General features: G+C 76.9%; 16 protein-coding genes. 7 read left to right on the top strand and 9 right to left on the bottom strand.

What is annotated here, in order from left to right; all coding sequences use genetic code 11:
• Positions 1–37: 37 nt before the first annotated feature.
• Both ACWPWW_RS16900 and ACWPWW_RS16895 read right to left on the bottom strand, forming a co-directional pair.
• On the bottom strand, positions 38–2,308 hold the full coding sequence (locus ACWPWW_RS16900; protein WP_454051491.1) for an ATP-dependent DNA helicase RecG: 2,271 nt from the start codon (positions 2,306–2,308) through the stop codon (positions 38–40).
• Positions 2,305–3,639 (bottom strand): DAK2 domain-containing protein, encoded by a 1,335-nt coding sequence (locus ACWPWW_RS16895; RefSeq protein ID WP_454051490.1) that lies wholly within the window; start codon positions 3,637–3,639, stop codon positions 2,305–2,307. The genes ACWPWW_RS16900 and ACWPWW_RS16895 overlap by 4 nt, the downstream gene beginning before the upstream one ends.
• Positions 3,640–4,091: 452 nt before the next feature.
• On the opposite strand from ACWPWW_RS16895, the gene rpmB reads away from it, so the two are divergent.
• Positions 4,092–4,283, top strand: a complete 192-nt coding sequence (gene rpmB, locus ACWPWW_RS16890; protein WP_135974635.1) for a 50S ribosomal protein L28 — start codon at positions 4,092–4,094, stop codon at positions 4,281–4,283.
• A 147-nt stretch (positions 4,284–4,430) separates the two neighbouring features.
• Positions 4,431–4,949, top strand: a complete 519-nt coding sequence (locus ACWPWW_RS16885) for an N-acetyltransferase family protein (protein WP_454051489.1) — start codon at positions 4,431–4,433, stop codon at positions 4,947–4,949.
• 35 nt (positions 4,950–4,984) lie between these two features.
• On the opposite strand, the gene ACWPWW_RS16880 is transcribed toward ACWPWW_RS16885, so the two are convergent.
• Positions 4,985–5,989 (bottom strand): thiamine-phosphate kinase, encoded by a 1,005-nt coding sequence (locus tag ACWPWW_RS16880; RefSeq protein WP_454051488.1) that lies wholly within the window; start codon positions 5,987–5,989, stop codon positions 4,985–4,987.
• A gap of 42 nt (positions 5,990–6,031) precedes the next feature.
• Between ACWPWW_RS16880 and ACWPWW_RS16875 the strand changes: the two genes are divergently transcribed.
• Complete coding sequence (locus ACWPWW_RS16875) at positions 6,032–6,595, top strand: DUF3515 family protein (protein ID WP_454051487.1); 564 nt, start codon at positions 6,032–6,034, stop codon at positions 6,593–6,595.
• 6 nt (positions 6,596–6,601) lie between these two features.
• Here ACWPWW_RS16875 and ACWPWW_RS16870 read toward each other — a convergent pair whose 3' ends face one another.
• On the bottom strand, positions 6,602–7,747 hold the full coding sequence (locus ACWPWW_RS16870; RefSeq protein WP_454051486.1) for a D-alanine--D-alanine ligase family protein: 1,146 nt from the start codon (positions 7,745–7,747) through the stop codon (positions 6,602–6,604).
• Positions 7,748–7,835: 88 nt separating this feature from the next.
• On the opposite strand from ACWPWW_RS16870, the gene ACWPWW_RS16865 reads away from it, so the two are divergent.
• The gene (locus ACWPWW_RS16865; protein ID WP_454051485.1) at positions 7,836–9,002 is read left to right on the top strand and encodes a trans-sulfuration enzyme family protein; all 1,167 of its coding nucleotides are present in this window, start codon (positions 7,836–7,838) and stop codon (positions 9,000–9,002) included.
• 122 nt (positions 9,003–9,124) lie between these two features.
• Here the strand turns inward: ACWPWW_RS16865 and ACWPWW_RS16860 are convergent, their stop codons facing one another.
• The 3 genes from ACWPWW_RS16860 to ACWPWW_RS16850 all read right to left on the bottom strand — a co-directional run bounded on the left by ACWPWW_RS16860 (position 9,125) and on the right by ACWPWW_RS16850 (position 11,224).
• Positions 9,125–10,126: an NAD(P)H-dependent glycerol-3-phosphate dehydrogenase gene (locus ACWPWW_RS16860; RefSeq protein ID WP_454051484.1), complete on the bottom strand. Its 1,002-nt coding sequence runs from the start codon at positions 10,124–10,126 to the stop codon at positions 9,125–9,127.
• Positions 10,123–10,851: a lysophospholipid acyltransferase family protein gene (locus tag ACWPWW_RS16855; RefSeq protein WP_454051483.1), complete on the bottom strand. Its 729-nt coding sequence runs from the start codon at positions 10,849–10,851 to the stop codon at positions 10,123–10,125. Before ACWPWW_RS16855 ends, ACWPWW_RS16860 begins: the two co-directional genes overlap by 4 nt.
• A gap of 76 nt (positions 10,852–10,927) precedes the next feature.
• Positions 10,928–11,224, bottom strand: a complete 297-nt coding sequence (locus ACWPWW_RS16850) for a hypothetical protein (RefSeq protein WP_454051482.1) — start codon at positions 11,222–11,224, stop codon at positions 10,928–10,930.
• Positions 11,225–11,465: 241 nt separating this feature from the next.
• Between ACWPWW_RS16850 and ACWPWW_RS16845 the strand changes: the two genes are divergently transcribed.
• From ACWPWW_RS16845 to ACWPWW_RS16835, 3 genes are read left to right on the top strand one after another with little or no spacing between them, the layout of a single operon-like run.
• Positions 11,466–12,527 carry an ANTAR domain-containing protein gene (locus ACWPWW_RS16845; RefSeq protein ID WP_454051481.1) on the top strand — a complete coding sequence of 354 codons (1,062 nt, stop codon included), beginning with the start codon at positions 11,466–11,468 and terminating at the stop codon, positions 12,525–12,527.
• A gap of 25 nt (positions 12,528–12,552) precedes the next feature.
• Positions 12,553–12,726 carry a hypothetical protein gene (locus tag ACWPWW_RS16840; RefSeq protein ID WP_454051480.1) on the top strand — a complete coding sequence of 58 codons (174 nt, stop codon included), beginning with the start codon at positions 12,553–12,555 and terminating at the stop codon, positions 12,724–12,726.
• Positions 12,727–12,736: 10 nt separating this feature from the next.
• Positions 12,737–13,561: an ANTAR domain-containing protein gene (locus ACWPWW_RS16835; RefSeq protein ID WP_454051479.1), complete on the top strand. Its 825-nt coding sequence runs from the start codon at positions 12,737–12,739 to the stop codon at positions 13,559–13,561.
• Between the two features lie 36 nt (positions 13,562–13,597).
• Here ACWPWW_RS16835 and ACWPWW_RS16830 read toward each other — a convergent pair whose 3' ends face one another.
• Both ACWPWW_RS16830 and ACWPWW_RS16825 read right to left on the bottom strand, forming a co-directional pair.
• On the bottom strand, positions 13,598–14,587 hold the full coding sequence (locus ACWPWW_RS16830; RefSeq protein WP_454051478.1) for a LacI family DNA-binding transcriptional regulator: 990 nt from the start codon (positions 14,585–14,587) through the stop codon (positions 13,598–13,600).
• A 2-nt stretch (positions 14,588–14,589) separates the two neighbouring features.
• Entirely contained in the window at positions 14,590–15,621 is a 1,032-nt protein-coding gene (locus ACWPWW_RS16825) for a glycoside hydrolase family 43 protein (protein WP_454051477.1), read from the bottom strand.
• Between the last annotated feature and the right edge of the window lies 1 nt (position 15,622).

The raw sequence follows: 15,622 nt of genomic DNA, 5'->3' as shown, positions 1-15,622 counted from the left end.
CACCGCGAGGGGGCCGTCCGACGGGACCTGCGGGCCGTCACGTCCGGTCGAGGAACTCCTCGCGCGTCCCGGCGAGCATCGTCTGGATCGCGGCGACCAGGTCCGGGTGCCCGGTCAGCTCCGGGTCCGCCGCCACCAGCTCGCGGGCGTCCCGGCGGGCCTGCTCGATGACCTCCACGTGCTCGGTCACCTTGAGCAGCCGCAGCGACGTGCCGCGGCCGGACTGCGCCGCGCCCAGCACGTCGCCCTCGCGCCGCAGCTCCAGGTCGACGCCGGCCAGCGCGAACCCGTCCCGGGTCGCCGCGAGCGTCGCGAGCCGGGTGGCCGCCGGGGTGCCGTCGGGGGCGTCGGCCACCAGCAGGCAGACGCCGGGCCGGCTGCCACGGCCGATGCGGCCGCGCAGCTGGTGCAGCTGCGAGATGCCGAACCGGTCGGCGTCCAGCACGACCATCGCGGTCGCCTCGGGCACGTCCACGCCGACCTCGACGACCGTGGTCGACACCAGCACCGGGACGGCGCCCGAGGCGAAGTCCGCGAGCGCCTTCTCCTTCTCCTCCGGCGTCATCCGGCCGTGCAGGACGCCGACGGGCACGCCGCGGAGCGCGGCGGTGCCCCGCAGCTCCTCGGCGACGTCGAGCACGGCCCGCAGGACGCGCTTCGGACGCTCGTCGTCCTCGAGCAGGACGTCCCGGTCGTCGAGGACCAGGTCGGCGCCGTCCTCGTCGTCCCGGGCTGCGGCCTTCTTGTCGGTGTCGGAGTCGATGCGGGCGCACACCACGTAGGCGCGGCCGCCGCGGTCCACCTCCTCCCGCACGCGCTGCCACGTCCGGTCCAGCCAGGCGGGCTTCTCCGCGGGCACCACGTGGGTCACGACCTCGGCGCGGCCCGCAGGCACCTCGCGGAGCGTGGACGTCTCCAGGTCGCCGAACACCGTCATCGCGACGGTGCGCGGGATGGGGGTCGCCGTCATGACGAGCAGGTGCGGGACGCCGCCGGCCTTGGCGCGCAGCATGTCCCGCTGCTCGACCCCGAACCGGTGCTGCTCGTCGACGACGACCAGGCCCAGGTCGGCGAACTGCACGTGCTCGGACAGCAGCGCGTGCGTGCCGACCACGATGCCGGCCGCACCGCCGGCGGCCTCGGCCAGCGCCTGCCGCCGCTGGGCAGCGCTCTGCGAGCCCGTCAGCAGCGCGACCCGGGTCGCCGTGTCCGCGGCGCCGAGCATCCCGCCCTCCGCGAGGTCGCCGAGCAGCTTCGCCAGCGTGCGGACGTGCTGCGCGGCGAGCACCTCCGTCGGGGCGAGCAGCGCGGCCTGGCCGCCGGCGTCGACCACCTGCAGCATGGCGCGCACCGAGACGACGGTCTTGCCGGAGCCGACCTCGCCCTGCAGCAGCCGCTGCATCGGGCTGTCCCCGGCCAGCTCGGCCGCGATCTCCGCCCCGACCTCGCGCTGCCCGGCCGTGAGCTCGAACGGCAGCCGCGCGTCGAACGCCTCCAGCAGCCCGCCGGGCCGCGCCGGACGCGCGACGGCGGCCTGGGCGGCGATGCGGGCCTTGCGGCGGGCCAGCTCCGCCTGGAGCACGAACGCCTCCTCGAACCGCAGCCGCTTCTGCGCCTGCTCCAGCTCGACCCGGTCGTGCGGGCGGTGCAGGCCGCCCAGCGCACCGGTGAGGCCGGGCAGGTCGCGGCGGACCCGTTCCGGCAGCGGGTCCGGCATGTCGGCGTCGGTGAGCATGTCGAGGACCTGACCGACCATCGACTTCATCGCCGGGTTCGTCAGACCCGCCGTCAGGGGGTAGACCGGGCGCGGCCGCTCGACCTCCAGGAGCCACATCGCCTCGTCGACGACGCTCCCCCGCTCCAGCACCTCGTACTCCGGGTGGATCAGCTGCATCTGGCCCCGGTAGGACTTCACCGTGCCGGAGAACAGCCCGAACGCCCCGGGCACCAGCTCCCGCTCGAAGTTCCGCAGGGCACCGGAGTGCCGCGCGAACCAGGTCAGGTGCAGCCGGTCCCGCCCGTTGCGGACCACGACCTCGAGCATCGCGCCGCCGCGGGAGCGCATGCTGCGCACGGTCGCCTGCTCGACCTGGCCGTCGACGGAGACGTGCTCCCCGACGACGAGGGAGTGGATCGGCGTCATCTCGCCGTAGCGCTGCCAGCGCCGGGGGTAGTGCCGGAGCAGGTCCCCGTACGTGCGCAGGCCGAGCTTGCCCAGGAGCTTGGCCGCCTTCGGGCCGGCGATGCCGGCGAGGTCGCGCTCGAGGAACGGCAGCGGGCGGATTACGGCGTCGTCGGGGACGGTCACGGGCGTGCCTCCGCGGCGGTGGTGTCGGGCGGGACGCCGGCGCCCGCGGGGGCGCCGGCGGGGTGCGGGGGTGCGACGGCGGCCACCAGGCGGTCCGCCGCCGCGACGACGTCGGCGGCGTCGACCAGGGCGTGCAGCGCCGCGAGCGCCTCCGGTCCGCGGGCCGGCACGAGCCAGGCCGGGTCGAGGGCGCCGGCCGGGACGCGGTCGCCGGGCAGGACCACGACGGGCGCCGGTGCGCCCGCGTCCTGGGTGGCGCGGTCGACCGCCGCACGGGCCTCCGGGGCCGGCACGCCGTCGGGCAGCACCAGCGCGATCGCACCGGCGAGGGCGAGTGCACCGGCGACGAGCGGGTCGGCCGTGCAGGCCACCACCGGCCACGGCGCACCGACGAGCGCGCGCACGGACGCCGTCCAGCGGGCACCCGTCGCCTCCGCCGCCGCGAGCACCGCGCGGGGGTCGTCCGCGTGCACGTGCGCCGTCAGCACGCCGTCGCCCTCGACCACGGCGACGGCGTCGCCGGCCGCCGCGAGGGCGACGCGCAGGGGGGCCGCGGCGGTCGGGACGGGGGCGTGCAGCACGACCATGACCTCGAACGCGCGGTCGGCCGGGCCGGCTTCGCCCGTGCCGGGGCGGTGGGCGTGCTCGGCGCGGCTCGCGTGGTCGGAGCCGCCCGCATGGTCGGAGCCGTCTGCGTGCTCGGACAGGCCGAAGAGCCACGACACGTCCACCGGGGCGGCGTCACCCGCCAGCGCCGCCGCCAGGGCGTCCAGCAGCACGAGCAGCGCGCAGGCCCCGGCGTCGACCACCCGCGCGGACCGGAGCACCGGGTGCGCCGCGCTGATCCCCGCCAGGTCGGACCGGCCGGCGGCCACCGCCGCGGCGAGGACCTCGGCGTCCGGACCCGCGACCTCGGCCGCCGCCTCCGCGACCCGCGCGGCCACGGTCAGCACGGTCCCGTCCTCGGGCAGGTGCACCGCCGTCCGGGCGGCGTCCGCGGCGTGCCGCAGCGCCTCGGGCAGCGGGGTGCCGGCGGCCTCGGCGAGCCCGCCCAGGTACCGGCTGACGATCACCCCGGAGTTCCCCCGCGCCGCCAGCAGCGCCCCGCGGCCGAGCGCGCCCAGCACCTCGGGCCCGGGCGCCGCGGCGTCGAGCGCGCGGACGGCGTCGGCGGCACCGCGCACGGTCAGCAGCACGTTGGTCCCGGTGTCGCCGTCGGGCACGGGGAACACGTTGACCGCGTCGATCCGCTCCCGCGCGGCGTCCAGCGCGGGCACCGCGGCGTCCAGCCAGGCGCGCAGCACGTCGCCGTCCACGAGTCGTCCTGCCACGTCCGCGCGCGGTCCTTCCGTCGTCCTGCGTGGGTACCGCACCCACACCTCTTACTCTGCCGCACCGATCCGACACCCGACGCGTCGTCCCCACCCCCGGGGCCCGCCCCCTACCGGGTGGAGAGCTCTGCCGGACACGCCTCGGCGTGTCCGGCAGAGCTCTCCACCCGGCGCGCGGGCGCCCGGGTCGGGCCCGGTCGACGGGCGGTCGACGGGCGGTCGACGGGCGGTCGACCGGGCGGTCGACCGGCGGCTGGGGGGGGTGTGACGCACGTCGTTTTGAGGGTCGCGCCGGTCGTGGGCTAGTCTTGTCCGGTTGCCTGGCCACTGCCGGGCACGGGTGGTGCCCCAGCGGACCGGTCTCCGGAGCCTGGCGGGCGCCCCCACTCAACCAGGACTTGCCGCCCGGGCACCTTCCGAGCGGCGTGCAATAACCGGATCAGGAGAAGACCGTGGCTGCCAACTGCGACGTCTGCGCCAAGGGCCCGAGCTTCGGGCACAGCATCTCGCACTCGCACGTGCGCACGAAGCGGCGCTGGAACCCCAACATCCAGCGCGTGCGCGTGGTGGTCGCGGGCACCCCGAAGCGGCTGAACGTCTGCACCTCGTGCCTCAAGGCCGGCAAGGTGCAGCGCGCCGTCTGACGGACCGACGCGTCCGGAGGCCCGTACGGCTCGTCCGTGCGGGCCTTCGTGCTGCCCGCACCCGGGCGGCTGCCCCCGCCGGGGAGCGCCGTCCACCGCCCGCCGGAACCCCTGTGGCGCCGCGGGCGTCTGTGGCACCCTGTCCGCATGAGCGAGCAGCGGCGCGAGCACATGGTCCGACCTGCGGAGCCGCGCGACGCAGCCGGCATCGCGCGGGTCCACGTCCAGACCTGGCAGCAGGCCTACGCGGGCATCGTCCCGGACAGCTACCTCGCGGCTCTCGACGTCGAGCGGCGCACCGAGGTCTGGCAGCGCGACCTGTCCCCCGCGAGCCGCATCCGGGCGTGGGTGGCGACCTCGGGCGACGACGTCGTGGGGTTCATCTCGCTCGGCCCGGCGCTCGACGAGGACGCCGAGCGGAACCAGCTCCAGATCTACGCGATCTACCTCGACCACGGCATGTGGGGCTCGGGTGCGGCGCGTGAGCTGCTCCGCACCGCGCTGGAGGACGTGCCGCCGCGGGTCCCGGTGACCCTGTGGGTGTTCGCCGACAACGACCGGGCGCGGCACTTCTACCGCCGGCACGGGTTCCAGCCCGACGGCACGGAGCGCACGGAGGACGTCGGCGGCGCCGACCTGCTCGAGGTCCGCTACCGCCGCCGCTGACGCACCGGAGCCCGCCTCCGCGGCCGCGAGGCGGCTCAGCGGCCGAAGTGGTCCCACCCGGGCGACGTCGCCGCGGGAGCGCCCGCGACCAGCACCGTGCCGGCCGCCGCGCCCGCGTCCGCCGCGCGGACCTCGCCGAGCACCCGGAACCCTGCCGGCACCGCCCCGGGCGGGAACGTGGCCAGCAGCCCGTGGTCCTCGCCGCCGCCGAGCACCCAGGCCACCGGGTCGCCGCCGACCGCCGACGCCGCGGCCGCCACCGCCGCCAGGTCCTCCCCCAGCACCTCCGCCGGCGCACCGAGGTCCAGCACGACGCCGCTGGCCCGGGCGATGCGCCCGCCGTCCCGCAGCAGCCCGTCGGACACGTCGAGCATCGCGGTCGCACCGGCGCGGGCGGCGGCCGGCCCGAGCGCGAGCGGCGGCTCCGGCCGGCGGTGCACCCGCACCACGGCCGGATCGACCTCGGCGGCGCCCGCCTGCAGCAGCGCCAGGCCCGCCGCCGAGCGCCCGACGGTCCCCGCGAGGGCGACGACGTCACCGGGCCGCGCGCCCGAGCGCAGCACCGGGTCGGCCCCGCCCAGGTCGCCGTGCACGGTCACCGCGACGACCACCTGCTCGCCGCCGGACAGGTCGCCGCCGACCACGCCGCAGCCCACGGTCGCGCAGGCGGCGCCGAGCCCGCGCGCCAGGCCCTCGACCCAGGCGACGGGCAGCCGGCCCGGCGCGACGAGCGAGACGACCAGACCCGTCGGACGCGCGCCCATGGCGGCGACGTCCGCGAGGTTCTGCATGGCCGCGCGCCAGCCGACGTCCTCGCCGGTCGACCACTCGAGGCGGAAGTGCCGGTCCTGGACCAGCACGTCGGTCGACACGACCACCCGTCGGTCCGGCGCGGCGAGCACCGCGGCGTCGTCGCCCGGGCCCAGCAGCGTCGCGTCGCCGAGCGGGAGGTGCGGGAAGATCCGGGCGAGCAGCCCGTCCTCGGAGAGCTCCGCGACGGTCGGGGGGCCGGCGTCGGGGGCTGCGGGGGCGTCGCTCACGCCCGTCACGGTATCGCCCGCCGGCCGGGTTACCGTGACGGGGTGACCCGCCCCCGCTCCGCCCCGCGCCGCACCGTCGTCCTCCTGGCCGGGCTCGGGCTGGTCGCCACCCCCGTGCTCGCCGGGTGCGCGCAGGCCGTCGGCGTCGCCGTGGCGCCCGACGCCACGGACCCCGACTGCGCGCGCGTGGTGCTGGCCCTGCCGGAGTCGCTGGGCGACGGCCTGGAGCAGCGGCGCACGACCAGCCAGGCGACCTCCGCGTGGGGCGAGCCCGGGGACCCCGTCACGCTGCGCTGCGGCGTCGAGGTCCCGGGGCCGACCACCGAGCAGTGCGTGACCGTGGAGACCGCGAGCGGGCCGAGCATCGACTGGCTCGTGCGCGCGGACGCGGAGCCGGCGGACGAGGACGCCGACGCGGCGACGGGTGGCGTGGACGACCTGGCGACCGACCCCGGGTCCTCCGACTGGACCTTCGTCACCTACGGCCGCGACCCGGCGGTCGAGGTGCACGTGCCCGCCTCGGTGGTGGCGGAGCGGTCGACGTCGTTCCTCGACGCGCTCAGCACCGCCGTGTCGCAGGTCGAGGCGAGCCGTTCCTGCCTGTAGCGCGGCTCAGCGCAGCCCGGTCGGCCGCTCGAGCGCGAGCTGCAGCAGCTCGTCCAGCAGGTCCGGGTAGGACAGGCCGCTCTGCTGCCACATCCGCGGGTACATCGAGAACGGCGTGAACCCCGGCATGGTGTTGATCTCGTTCACCACGACCTCGCCGTCGGGGCGGACGAACACGTCGACCCGCGCGAGGCCCTCGCAGTCCACGGCCTCGAACGTGCGGATCGCGACGTCCTGCACGCGGGCGATCACGTCGTCCGGCAGGTCGGCGGGGCAGGTCAGCTCGACCGCGGACTCGTCGAGGTACTTCGCCTCGAAGTCGTAGAACCCGTGCGTGGCGTCGGTGACGACGATCTCACCCGGCAGCGACGCGCGGGCCCGGGTGCCGTGCCGGCCGCCGAGCACCGCGCACTCGATCTCGCGCCCGACGATGCCGGCCTCGACGACCACCTTCGGGTCGTGCTGCTGGGCCGTGGCCACCGCGGCGGGCAGGTCGGCCAGGTCGGTCACCCGCGTGATGCCGATGCTCGACCCGGCGCGGGCCGGCTTGACGAACAGCGGCAGGCCGAGCGCCTCGATCCGGGCGCGCACCCCGTCCTTGTCGGTCGCCAGGTCGTCGCCGCGCAGCGTGACGAACGGCCCGACGGGCAGCCCGGCGCCGACCAGCGCGACCTTCATGAAGTGCTTGTCCATGCCGACCGCCGACGCGAGCACGCCGGCCCCGACGTACCGGACGTCCGCGAGCTCGAGCATCCCCTGCAGCGTGCCGTCCTCGCCGAACGGGCCGTGCAGCAGCGGCAGCACCACGTCGACGTCGCCGATGGCCGTGGCCGGCGTCCCGGGCTCGATGACCCGCAGCTCGCGCGAGCCGGACTCCTGCGGCAGCAGCACCTGCTCCGGGGAGGCCTGCACCTCGGGGAGCCGGCCGTCGACGATCGCCCAGCGGTCCGGGTCGTCCTCGACGCGCACCCAGCGGCCCTGCGGGGTGATGCCGATCGGCAGCACGTCGTACCGCTCCCGGTCGACGGCCCGCAGCACCGCGCCGGCGGTGGCGCAGGAGATGGCGTGCTCGCTGGACCGCCCGCCGAACAGGACGAGCACCCGCGGGCGCGCACCGGTGGACGGGGTCTGGGGCTGCGTCTGGCTGGACATCGCCGCGAGCCTAGCCTGTGGGTGCCTCTGGGCGTCGCTGGGTGGGACGGCCCGCCGGGACCCCGTGCACGGCGCTAACCTGCGCAGCGTGACCGAGCACGCGCACCCCACCGACCTCAGCCGCGAGACCCTCGCCGTGACCGCGGGCCGCCCCGCCCGCGCGCAGGGCGCCCCGGTCAACCCGCCGGTCGTCCTGTCGTCGACCTACGTGTCGCAGGGCGTCCCGCAGCCGGGCGAGATGATGTACGCCCGCGGGGACACCGAGACGTGGGGCCCGTTCGAGCAGACGCTCGGCGCGCTCGAGGGCTCGGCGCACCCCGCGCTCGTGCTCGGCTCGGGCATGGCCGCGATCGCCGCGGCGCTGTCCCTCGTGCCGCACGGCGGCCGGCTGGTGCTCCCGCAGCACGCGTACCAGGTGACGCTCGGCTACGCCCGGGACCTCGCGGAGCGCTCCGACGTCGAGGTGCAGCAGGTCGACATCGCCGACACGGACGCCGTCGTGGCCGCGCTCGACCCGGCCGCCTCGGCGACCGGCCGCGCGACGTCGGTGCTGTGGGTCGAGTCGCCGACCAACCCGATGCTCGAGGTCGCGGACCTGCCCGCGCTGGTCGCCGCGGGGCACGCCGCGGGCGCGCTGGTCGCCGTCGACAACACCTTCGCCACGCCGCTGGTGCAGCGCCCGCTGGAGCACGGCGCCGACGTGGTCGTGCACTCGGTGACCAAGTACCTGGCCGGGCACAGCGACGTCGTCCTGGGCGCCGTCCTGACCGACGACCCGGCGCTCCGCGAGCGGCTGCACACCTACCGCACGGTGCACGGCGCGATCGCCGGGCCGTTCGAGGTGTACCTGGCCCTGCGCGGGATCCGGACGCTGGCGCTGCGCGTCGAGCGGTCGCAGCGCACCGCCCTCGACCTGGCGCAGCGGCTGGCCGCGCACCCCGGGGTCGTCGAGGTCCGGCACCCCGGCCTGCCCGGCGACCCGGGCCATGCCCGGGCGACGGCGCAGATGTCGGGCTACGGCTCGATCATCGGCCTGCGCCCCGCCGGCGGTGCGGCCGGGGCCGACGCGCTCGTCGCCGCGCTGCGGCTGTGGGTGCCCGCGACCAGCCTGGGCGGCGTGGAGTCGAGCATCGAGCGCCGCCGCCGGTTCGCCACGGAGTCGCCGACGGTGCCCGAGGACCTGCTGCGGCTGTCGGTCGGCATCGAGGACGTCGAGGACCTCTGGCGCGACCTGGACCAGGCCCTCCGCTCCTGACCCTCCCCCGGGACGCGCCGCGCGAGGTCGTCACCCCGGCACGAGGTCGTCGCTCCTGCGGGACGACCTCGTGCACGTGTGACGACCTCGGCGGGCGCAGTGGCCGTCGGCGGCGAGGCGGGCTACGCGCCCTCGGCCTTGCGGGGGCGGCCCAGGAGCAGGGGGGCCAGGGCGTCGACCGGCAGGCCCTCGTGCAGCACCTGCACGACCGCGTGCGTGATCGGCATGTCCACCCCGGCACGCTCCGCGAGGTCGAGCACCGACCGTGAGGACTTGACGCCCTCGGCCGTGCCGCCGGTCGCGGCGATCGCCTCGTCGAGCGTCATGCCGCGGCCGATGTGCAGGCCGAGCTTGTGGTTCCGCGACTCGGGCGACGCGCAGGTCGCCATGAGGTCGCCCATGCCCGCGAGCCCGGGGAACGTCTCGGCCCGTGCCCCGAGGGCCTGCCCGAGCCGGGTGATCTCCACCAGCCCGCGGGTGATGACGGTGGCCATGGTGTTGTAGCCGAGGCCCCGGCCCTGCGAGATGCCGACGGCCAGCGCGATGACGTTCTTCACGGCCCCGCAGAGCTCGACGCCGACGACGTCGTCGTTCGTGTACGGCCGGAAGTACCCGGTGGCGCACGCGGCGGCGACCCGCTCGGCGGCCCGCGGGTCGGTGGCGGCGACGACGGTGGCGGTCGGCTGCCGGGCCGCGATCTCGGCGGCGAGGTTCGGCCCGGACAGGACGGCGACGCGGTCGGCGGCCAGGTCGAGCGCCTCGGCGATGACCTCGCTCATCCGCCGGTCGGTCGCCAGCTCGACGCCCTTCATGAGGGAGACGACCACCGCGTCGGGTGCCAGCGACCCCGCGAGCGGCGTGAGGATCGTCCGGGCCGACTGCGACGGCACGGCCACGGCCACGACGTCGGCACCGGACACGGCGGCGGCGGGGTCGGCGTCGGCCGTCACGCGCGCGGGGAGGTCGATCCCGGGGAGGTAGCGCTCGTTGCGGTGGTCGCGGGCGATCGCCTCGCACACCGCGGCGTCGCGGCCCCACACCGTGACGTCGCAGCCCGCGTCGGCGAGCACGGCGGCGAACGTCGTGCCCCACGCGCCGGCCCCGAGGACGGCGGCGCGGGTCACGCGAGGTCCGTGGACGCGCCGCCGGGCCGCCGCATGTCGTACGGGGTGGCGGGCGGGGTGCCGTCGCGGACCTCGGCGAGCAGGGCCGTGATCGCGGCCATGACGCGCTCGGTCGCCTCGCGGAGCGTCGCGGCGTCCAGCGGCCGGCCGTACAGGTCGTCCAGGTCCACCGGCGGGCCGGCGACGATCGTGATCCTCTTGGGCGGGAACGGCTTGAACAGCTTCTCGTACCGGCCCAGCAGGTCCTGCGCGCCCCACTGCGCGGTGGGGATCACCGGCACGCGGGTGGTCAGCGCGAGCCGGGCGACGCCCGTCTTGGCGACCATCGGCCACAGGTCGGGGTCGCGGGTGAGGGTGCCCTCGGGGAAGACGGCGACGCACTCCCCCGCCACCAGCGCGGCCTCGGCGTCGCGCAGCGAGTCGCCGGCGCGCGAGGTGTTCCGGTGCACCGGGATCTGCCCGGAGGTGCGCAGCACCCAGCCGAGCACCGGGACCCCGAACAGCGAGGACTTCGCGAGGATCTTGGGCGCGACGCCGTTGTCGTACAGGTAGTGCGCGAACGTCACGGGGTCCACGTTGGACATGTGGTTGCTCGCTGCGATGAAGCCGGTGCCGGCCGGCAGGTGCTCGGCGCCCCGCCAGTCCCGCCGGGTGATCGCGTACAGCACGGGGCGCAGGACGCGGGCGACGTTGCGGTAGGCGCGGTTGGCGCGGGGCGGGTGCACGGGAGCCGATGCTACCCGGCGGTCACCGGCGGGTACCGGCCCGCCCGAGGTGCGGGGGAAGCCCGGCGCCCGGGACTCAGGAGGGCGCCGTCGCCGGTGTGGAGCGCACCCGGGACCGTCCCCCGGCGCGCAGCCGCACCCGCACCGGCGACCCGGGGACGACCGCGGCCCGGTCCACCACCGCGGCGGCCGCCGCGGGCTCGGCCTCGACCTCGGTGAGGTCCACGAGCATCGGGACGTCGGCCAGGTCGCGGGTGCGGAGCACCACACGCAGCAGCTCGTCCACCCCGGCCGCGGTCAGCCGGCCGGTCGCGCCCACGACCACGGTGCGGCCGAGGTCGGCCCGGACGACCACGTGCAGCCCGTCGGTCACCGCGCACCTCCTGGCAGGGGGCCGCGTCTGGACCGGTGCGGACAGGGTAGGCCGCGGTGCGCCGTCCGCAACCGGGGGGCGCGCCCGGCGTGCGTCCCGGGCTCGGGTTTGGCACTATCAGTCCTGGTCCGGCACGGCGACGCCGGTCGGGACCTCCGCGCATCGTTGGGACGAAGCGAGCTGCGCGAGAAGTACGGCGCGACGTGCACGATCACCACCGCGCCTTGGCTCCGGAGTCTGCATGTCGCTCACCACTCGTCCCTCGACCCCGCCCGCAGGCCAGCGGTCCCTCGCCCCCGGCACGTTCCACCTGCTCGGCGACGGCGACGCCCTCGCCTGGTCGGAGCCGGTGTACCGGATGCACGGCTTCGAGCCCGGGGAGGTCGTGCCGTCCACCGCGCTGATGCTGGCCCACTGCCACCGCGACGACCGCAGCGCGCTCGAGGCCGTCCTGCGGGCCGCGCCCGCGGAGGGCCACGACGGCCCGGACGGCCAGGGCCGCAGCGTGCGCTACCGCCTCCTGGACACGGCGGGGCAGGAGCGCGTCGTGCTGGCGGTCCTGAGCCCCTCCGCCGACCCGTCGCACGGCGCCCGCCACGACCACCGGGCGCCGACCGAGGCGGTCCCCGTCCCCGTGGGCGGCGGCTCCCGCCAGGGGCTGCTCGTCGACCTCGGTGCCGAGATCGGCGCGACCGCCGCGCGCCGCGCCGACGACATGCTCGCCGCCGCGATCGCGTCCCGGGAGGTCATCGACCAGGCCAAGGGTGTCGCCATGCTCGCGTACGGGCTGGACGGGGAGGCCGCCTTCGAGTTCCTCCGCTGGCACTCCGAGCACCTGAACGTGAAGGTCCGGACCCTGGCCGAGCGCCTGCTCGAGACGCTGCCGGCCCGCCGGGGCGACGGCGACCCCCGGGAGATCCTGGACGCGGCCCTGGCCGAGCTCGGCGGCGTGCCGGGGACGGCCGGCGGTCCCCCGCGCGGCGCCGGCGGCACGGCGCTCCCCGCGCGGCTGTCGGTCACGCACACGACCGAGGGGCGCACGGTGGTGGCGTCCCTGCAGGGCGAGGTCGACGGCGCCACCGCCCCGGCGCTCGTGTCCGGTCTCGCGGAGGCCCTCCGGGCCGTCCCCGCCCGCGGCACGCTCGTGATCGACGCCGCACGCCTCGCGCACCTCGGCCCGGTCGCGGCGCTCCACGTCGGCCGGCTCCGGCGACGGGCGGAGAACGCGGGTGTGCAGCTCCGGGTCATCCCGCCGTCCGGCCGCGCCGAGATGCGGGAGGACGGCCGCGGAGCCAGCATGTGAGGGAAGCCGAACGAGGAGGAGCAGCGTGAGCGAGCACCAGTCCGACCGCCCCGAGGGCGTGCTGCCCGGGGGCGACCCCGACGACGTGTCCCAGAGCAGCACCCCCGGTTCCGACGGCGACGGGCCCGAGGCCGGGTACGCCGCGCCGGAGACGTCTGACGACGCGTCGCAGGAGGACGCGCCCGCGGACGGCCGCTGAGGTGCTCCCGGTGACCGAGCAGGACGGGCCCGGGGGTCCTCGCGGCGTCGCCGGCGGTGGTGGCGGTGGTGGCACCGTCGAGGCGGGGTCCGCCGCGGACTGGCGCGCGGGCGCGCTCAGCGAGCTGACCGAGATGCTGGCGTCGACCGTGCAGGTCGACGAGCTCCTCGACGTCATCGTCGGACGGGCGGCGGCACGCGGCGGCGACGGCTGTGCCGGCGCCATCACGCTGCGGCTCGGCGCCCAGGCGACGGTCGCGGCCTCGACCGACGAGCGTGCCGCGGCGTGCGACCGCGCGGAGCAGGCGGCGGGTGCCGGGCCCTGCGTCGAGGCGTCGGACCAGCAGGTCCTCATCACGGTGCCCGACGTGCGCGAGGAGCGCCGCTGGCCGGCGTGGCACGACGCGACGCTGGCGGCCGGCTTCGGGTCGGCGGCCGCTCTCCCGGCGCCGGCTCCCGACGGGCAGGACCTGCGCCTCGCGATCAACCTCTACCGGACCGACCCGGGTCCGTGGGACAGCGCCGTGCTGGCCGACGTCGCCCGGTTCGCCGAGGACGCCGCCCGCGCGGTCGCCGTGGCCGCCCGGGTCCAGGAGCAGCGTCGCGTCAACGAGGACCTGAAGCAGGCGATGACGGCCCGCGCCGTCATCGACCAGGCGCTCGGGGTGATCATGGCGCAGAACCGCTGCGGGCCCGAGGAGGCCTTCGGCATCCTGCGGCGCGCGTCCCAGACGCGGAACCAGAAGATGCGCGAGATCGCGGCGGAGATCGTCGCCCGGGTGTCGGGCACCGCGCCGCACAGCCCGCACGGCTTCCGCGAGCGCCCCCGGCGCTGAACCCGGTCGCACCGGCTGAACCGGCTGCTGGACCGCTCAGGCCGGTGCGGTGCTGCCGCGCACCACCACCCGGAAGGGCACCTCGACCTGGCGGGGCGGGCGCGTGGGGTCCTCGACCCGCTCCACGAGCAGCCGCACCGCCTCGTGGGCGAGCAGCCCCAGGTCGGGTGCCACCGAGGTGAGCCCGGCGTACCGGGACTCCTCGACGTCGTCGAACCCGGCCACCGCCACGTCGCCCGGGACGTCCAGCCCGGCCGTGCGCAGCGCGTGCACGGCGCCCAGGGCGAGCAGGTCGTTGCAGCAGAGGACCGCGTCCGGCCGCGCGCCCGCGGCGAGCAGGGCCCGCACCGCGTCGACCCCGTCCGCGCGCCGGTAGCCCGCGACGTGCGGCGCCAGCGCCTCGTCCGGTGCGAGTCCCGCCGCGCCGAGCGCCTGCACGTGCCCCCGCCACCGCTCCCCGCCCGTGCTGCCCGGCTCCTGCCGCCCGACCACGGCGATCCGCCGCCGGCCGGTCGCCAGCAGGTGCTCGGTGAGCTCCCGTGCGGCGCGGACGCTGTCCATGGCCACGTGGTCCGCCCCGACGTCGTACCGGTGCTCGCCCAGCATGACCAGCGGGGTGCGGCCGATCCGCTGCAGCACCAGCGGCTCCGGGGTCACGAGCGGCGACAGGATCACGCCGTCCACCAGGCGCGAGGTGAGGTCGACCAGCGCGACCCGCTCCCCCTCGACGTCGCCGCGGGTCTCCTCGATGACCAGCACGCGCCCGTGCTCCTTGGCGGCGCGCCCGGCCGCCGAGGCGAGCGCCGCGAAGTACGGCGACGTCAGCTCGGGCACCGCGAGCGCCAGGATGCCGGACCGCCCGTGCCGCAGGCTGCGGGCGCTGGGGTTGGGCCGGTAGCCGAGCAGCTCGATGGCCGCCAGCACCCGGGCCCGGGTCGCGTCGCTGACGTGCGGGTGGTCGTTGACCACGTTCGACACCGTCTTGAACGAGACCCCGGCCCGGGCCGCCACGTCGCGCAGCGTCACGGTCACGGCGTGCGGTCCACGGTCGCCGACGGGCCGGCCAGCACGGGCACGCCGTCCGGTCCGAGGTCGAGCGGCGTCAGCCACAGCTGCCGGCCCGGGTAGGTCGCGCCCACCGCGTCCGGCGGCCAGGCGTGGTGCGCGTACCAGGTGCCCGTCGCGGTCGTGACGACGCTGCCGTGCCCGGGTCCGGCGGCGACGTCGTTGCTCCGCATCAGCGGCTCGGCCGACGGCTTGGTCCACGGCCCCGTCAGCCGGTCCGCCACGGCCCAGCCCACCCCGTAGTCGGCCGACCCGTAGTCGTTCGCCGAGTAGAGCAGGTGGTACCGGCCGTCGCGCACCAGCACCGTCGGGCCCTCGACCAGGTCCCCCTCCCACGGCTGGTCGTGGGTGAGCAGGTCGGCCGGCGGGTCGCCCACCAGCGCGCTGCCGTCCGGCGCGAGCTGCCGGACCCGGATCCAGGACCGCACGCCGACGTGGTTGCCGTCGTTCTTCCAGAGCAGGTAGGGCGTGCCGTCGACGTCGACGAACGGGGACGCGTCGATCGAGCCGCCCTCGTCGTGCTCGCAGACCAGCGGCACCGGGCTGGCGTCGACGAACGGTCCGGCGGGTCCGTCGGCGAACGCGACGCCGATGCACTGGTCCTGGGTCTCGCGGTCCATCGCCGTGTAGTACGCGACGAACCGCCCGCCCAGCTCGACCACCTCCGGCGCCCAGTGCCGCCCGGCGCCGGCCCACGAGGCGATGGTGGGCATCCCGTCGCCCACCACCTCCCAGGTGACCAGGTCCGCCGACGTGAGCACGGGCATCGTGCCGTAGCGCCCCTGGGTCCCGTAGGCGTACCAGGCGTCACGGGCGCGCAGCACGAACGGGTCGGGGAGGTCCCCGTCGTGGACGGGGTTGGTGAACCCACTGTCGTGCTCCTGCCCGGGATCGGGTGCCGGGCCGCCGGCCGGGGCCGGGCCGCACGCGGCGAGCCCGACCCCGGCCCCGGCGCCCAGGACGGTCGTGAGGACGGCGGCGAGGACACGGCGCACG

The sequence above is a fragment of the Cellulomonas sp. Marseille-Q8402 genome, from assembly GCF_965119525.1.
Note: the sequence above shows the minus strand (reverse complement) of the source record. Positions and strands in the feature narration are given on the sequence as shown.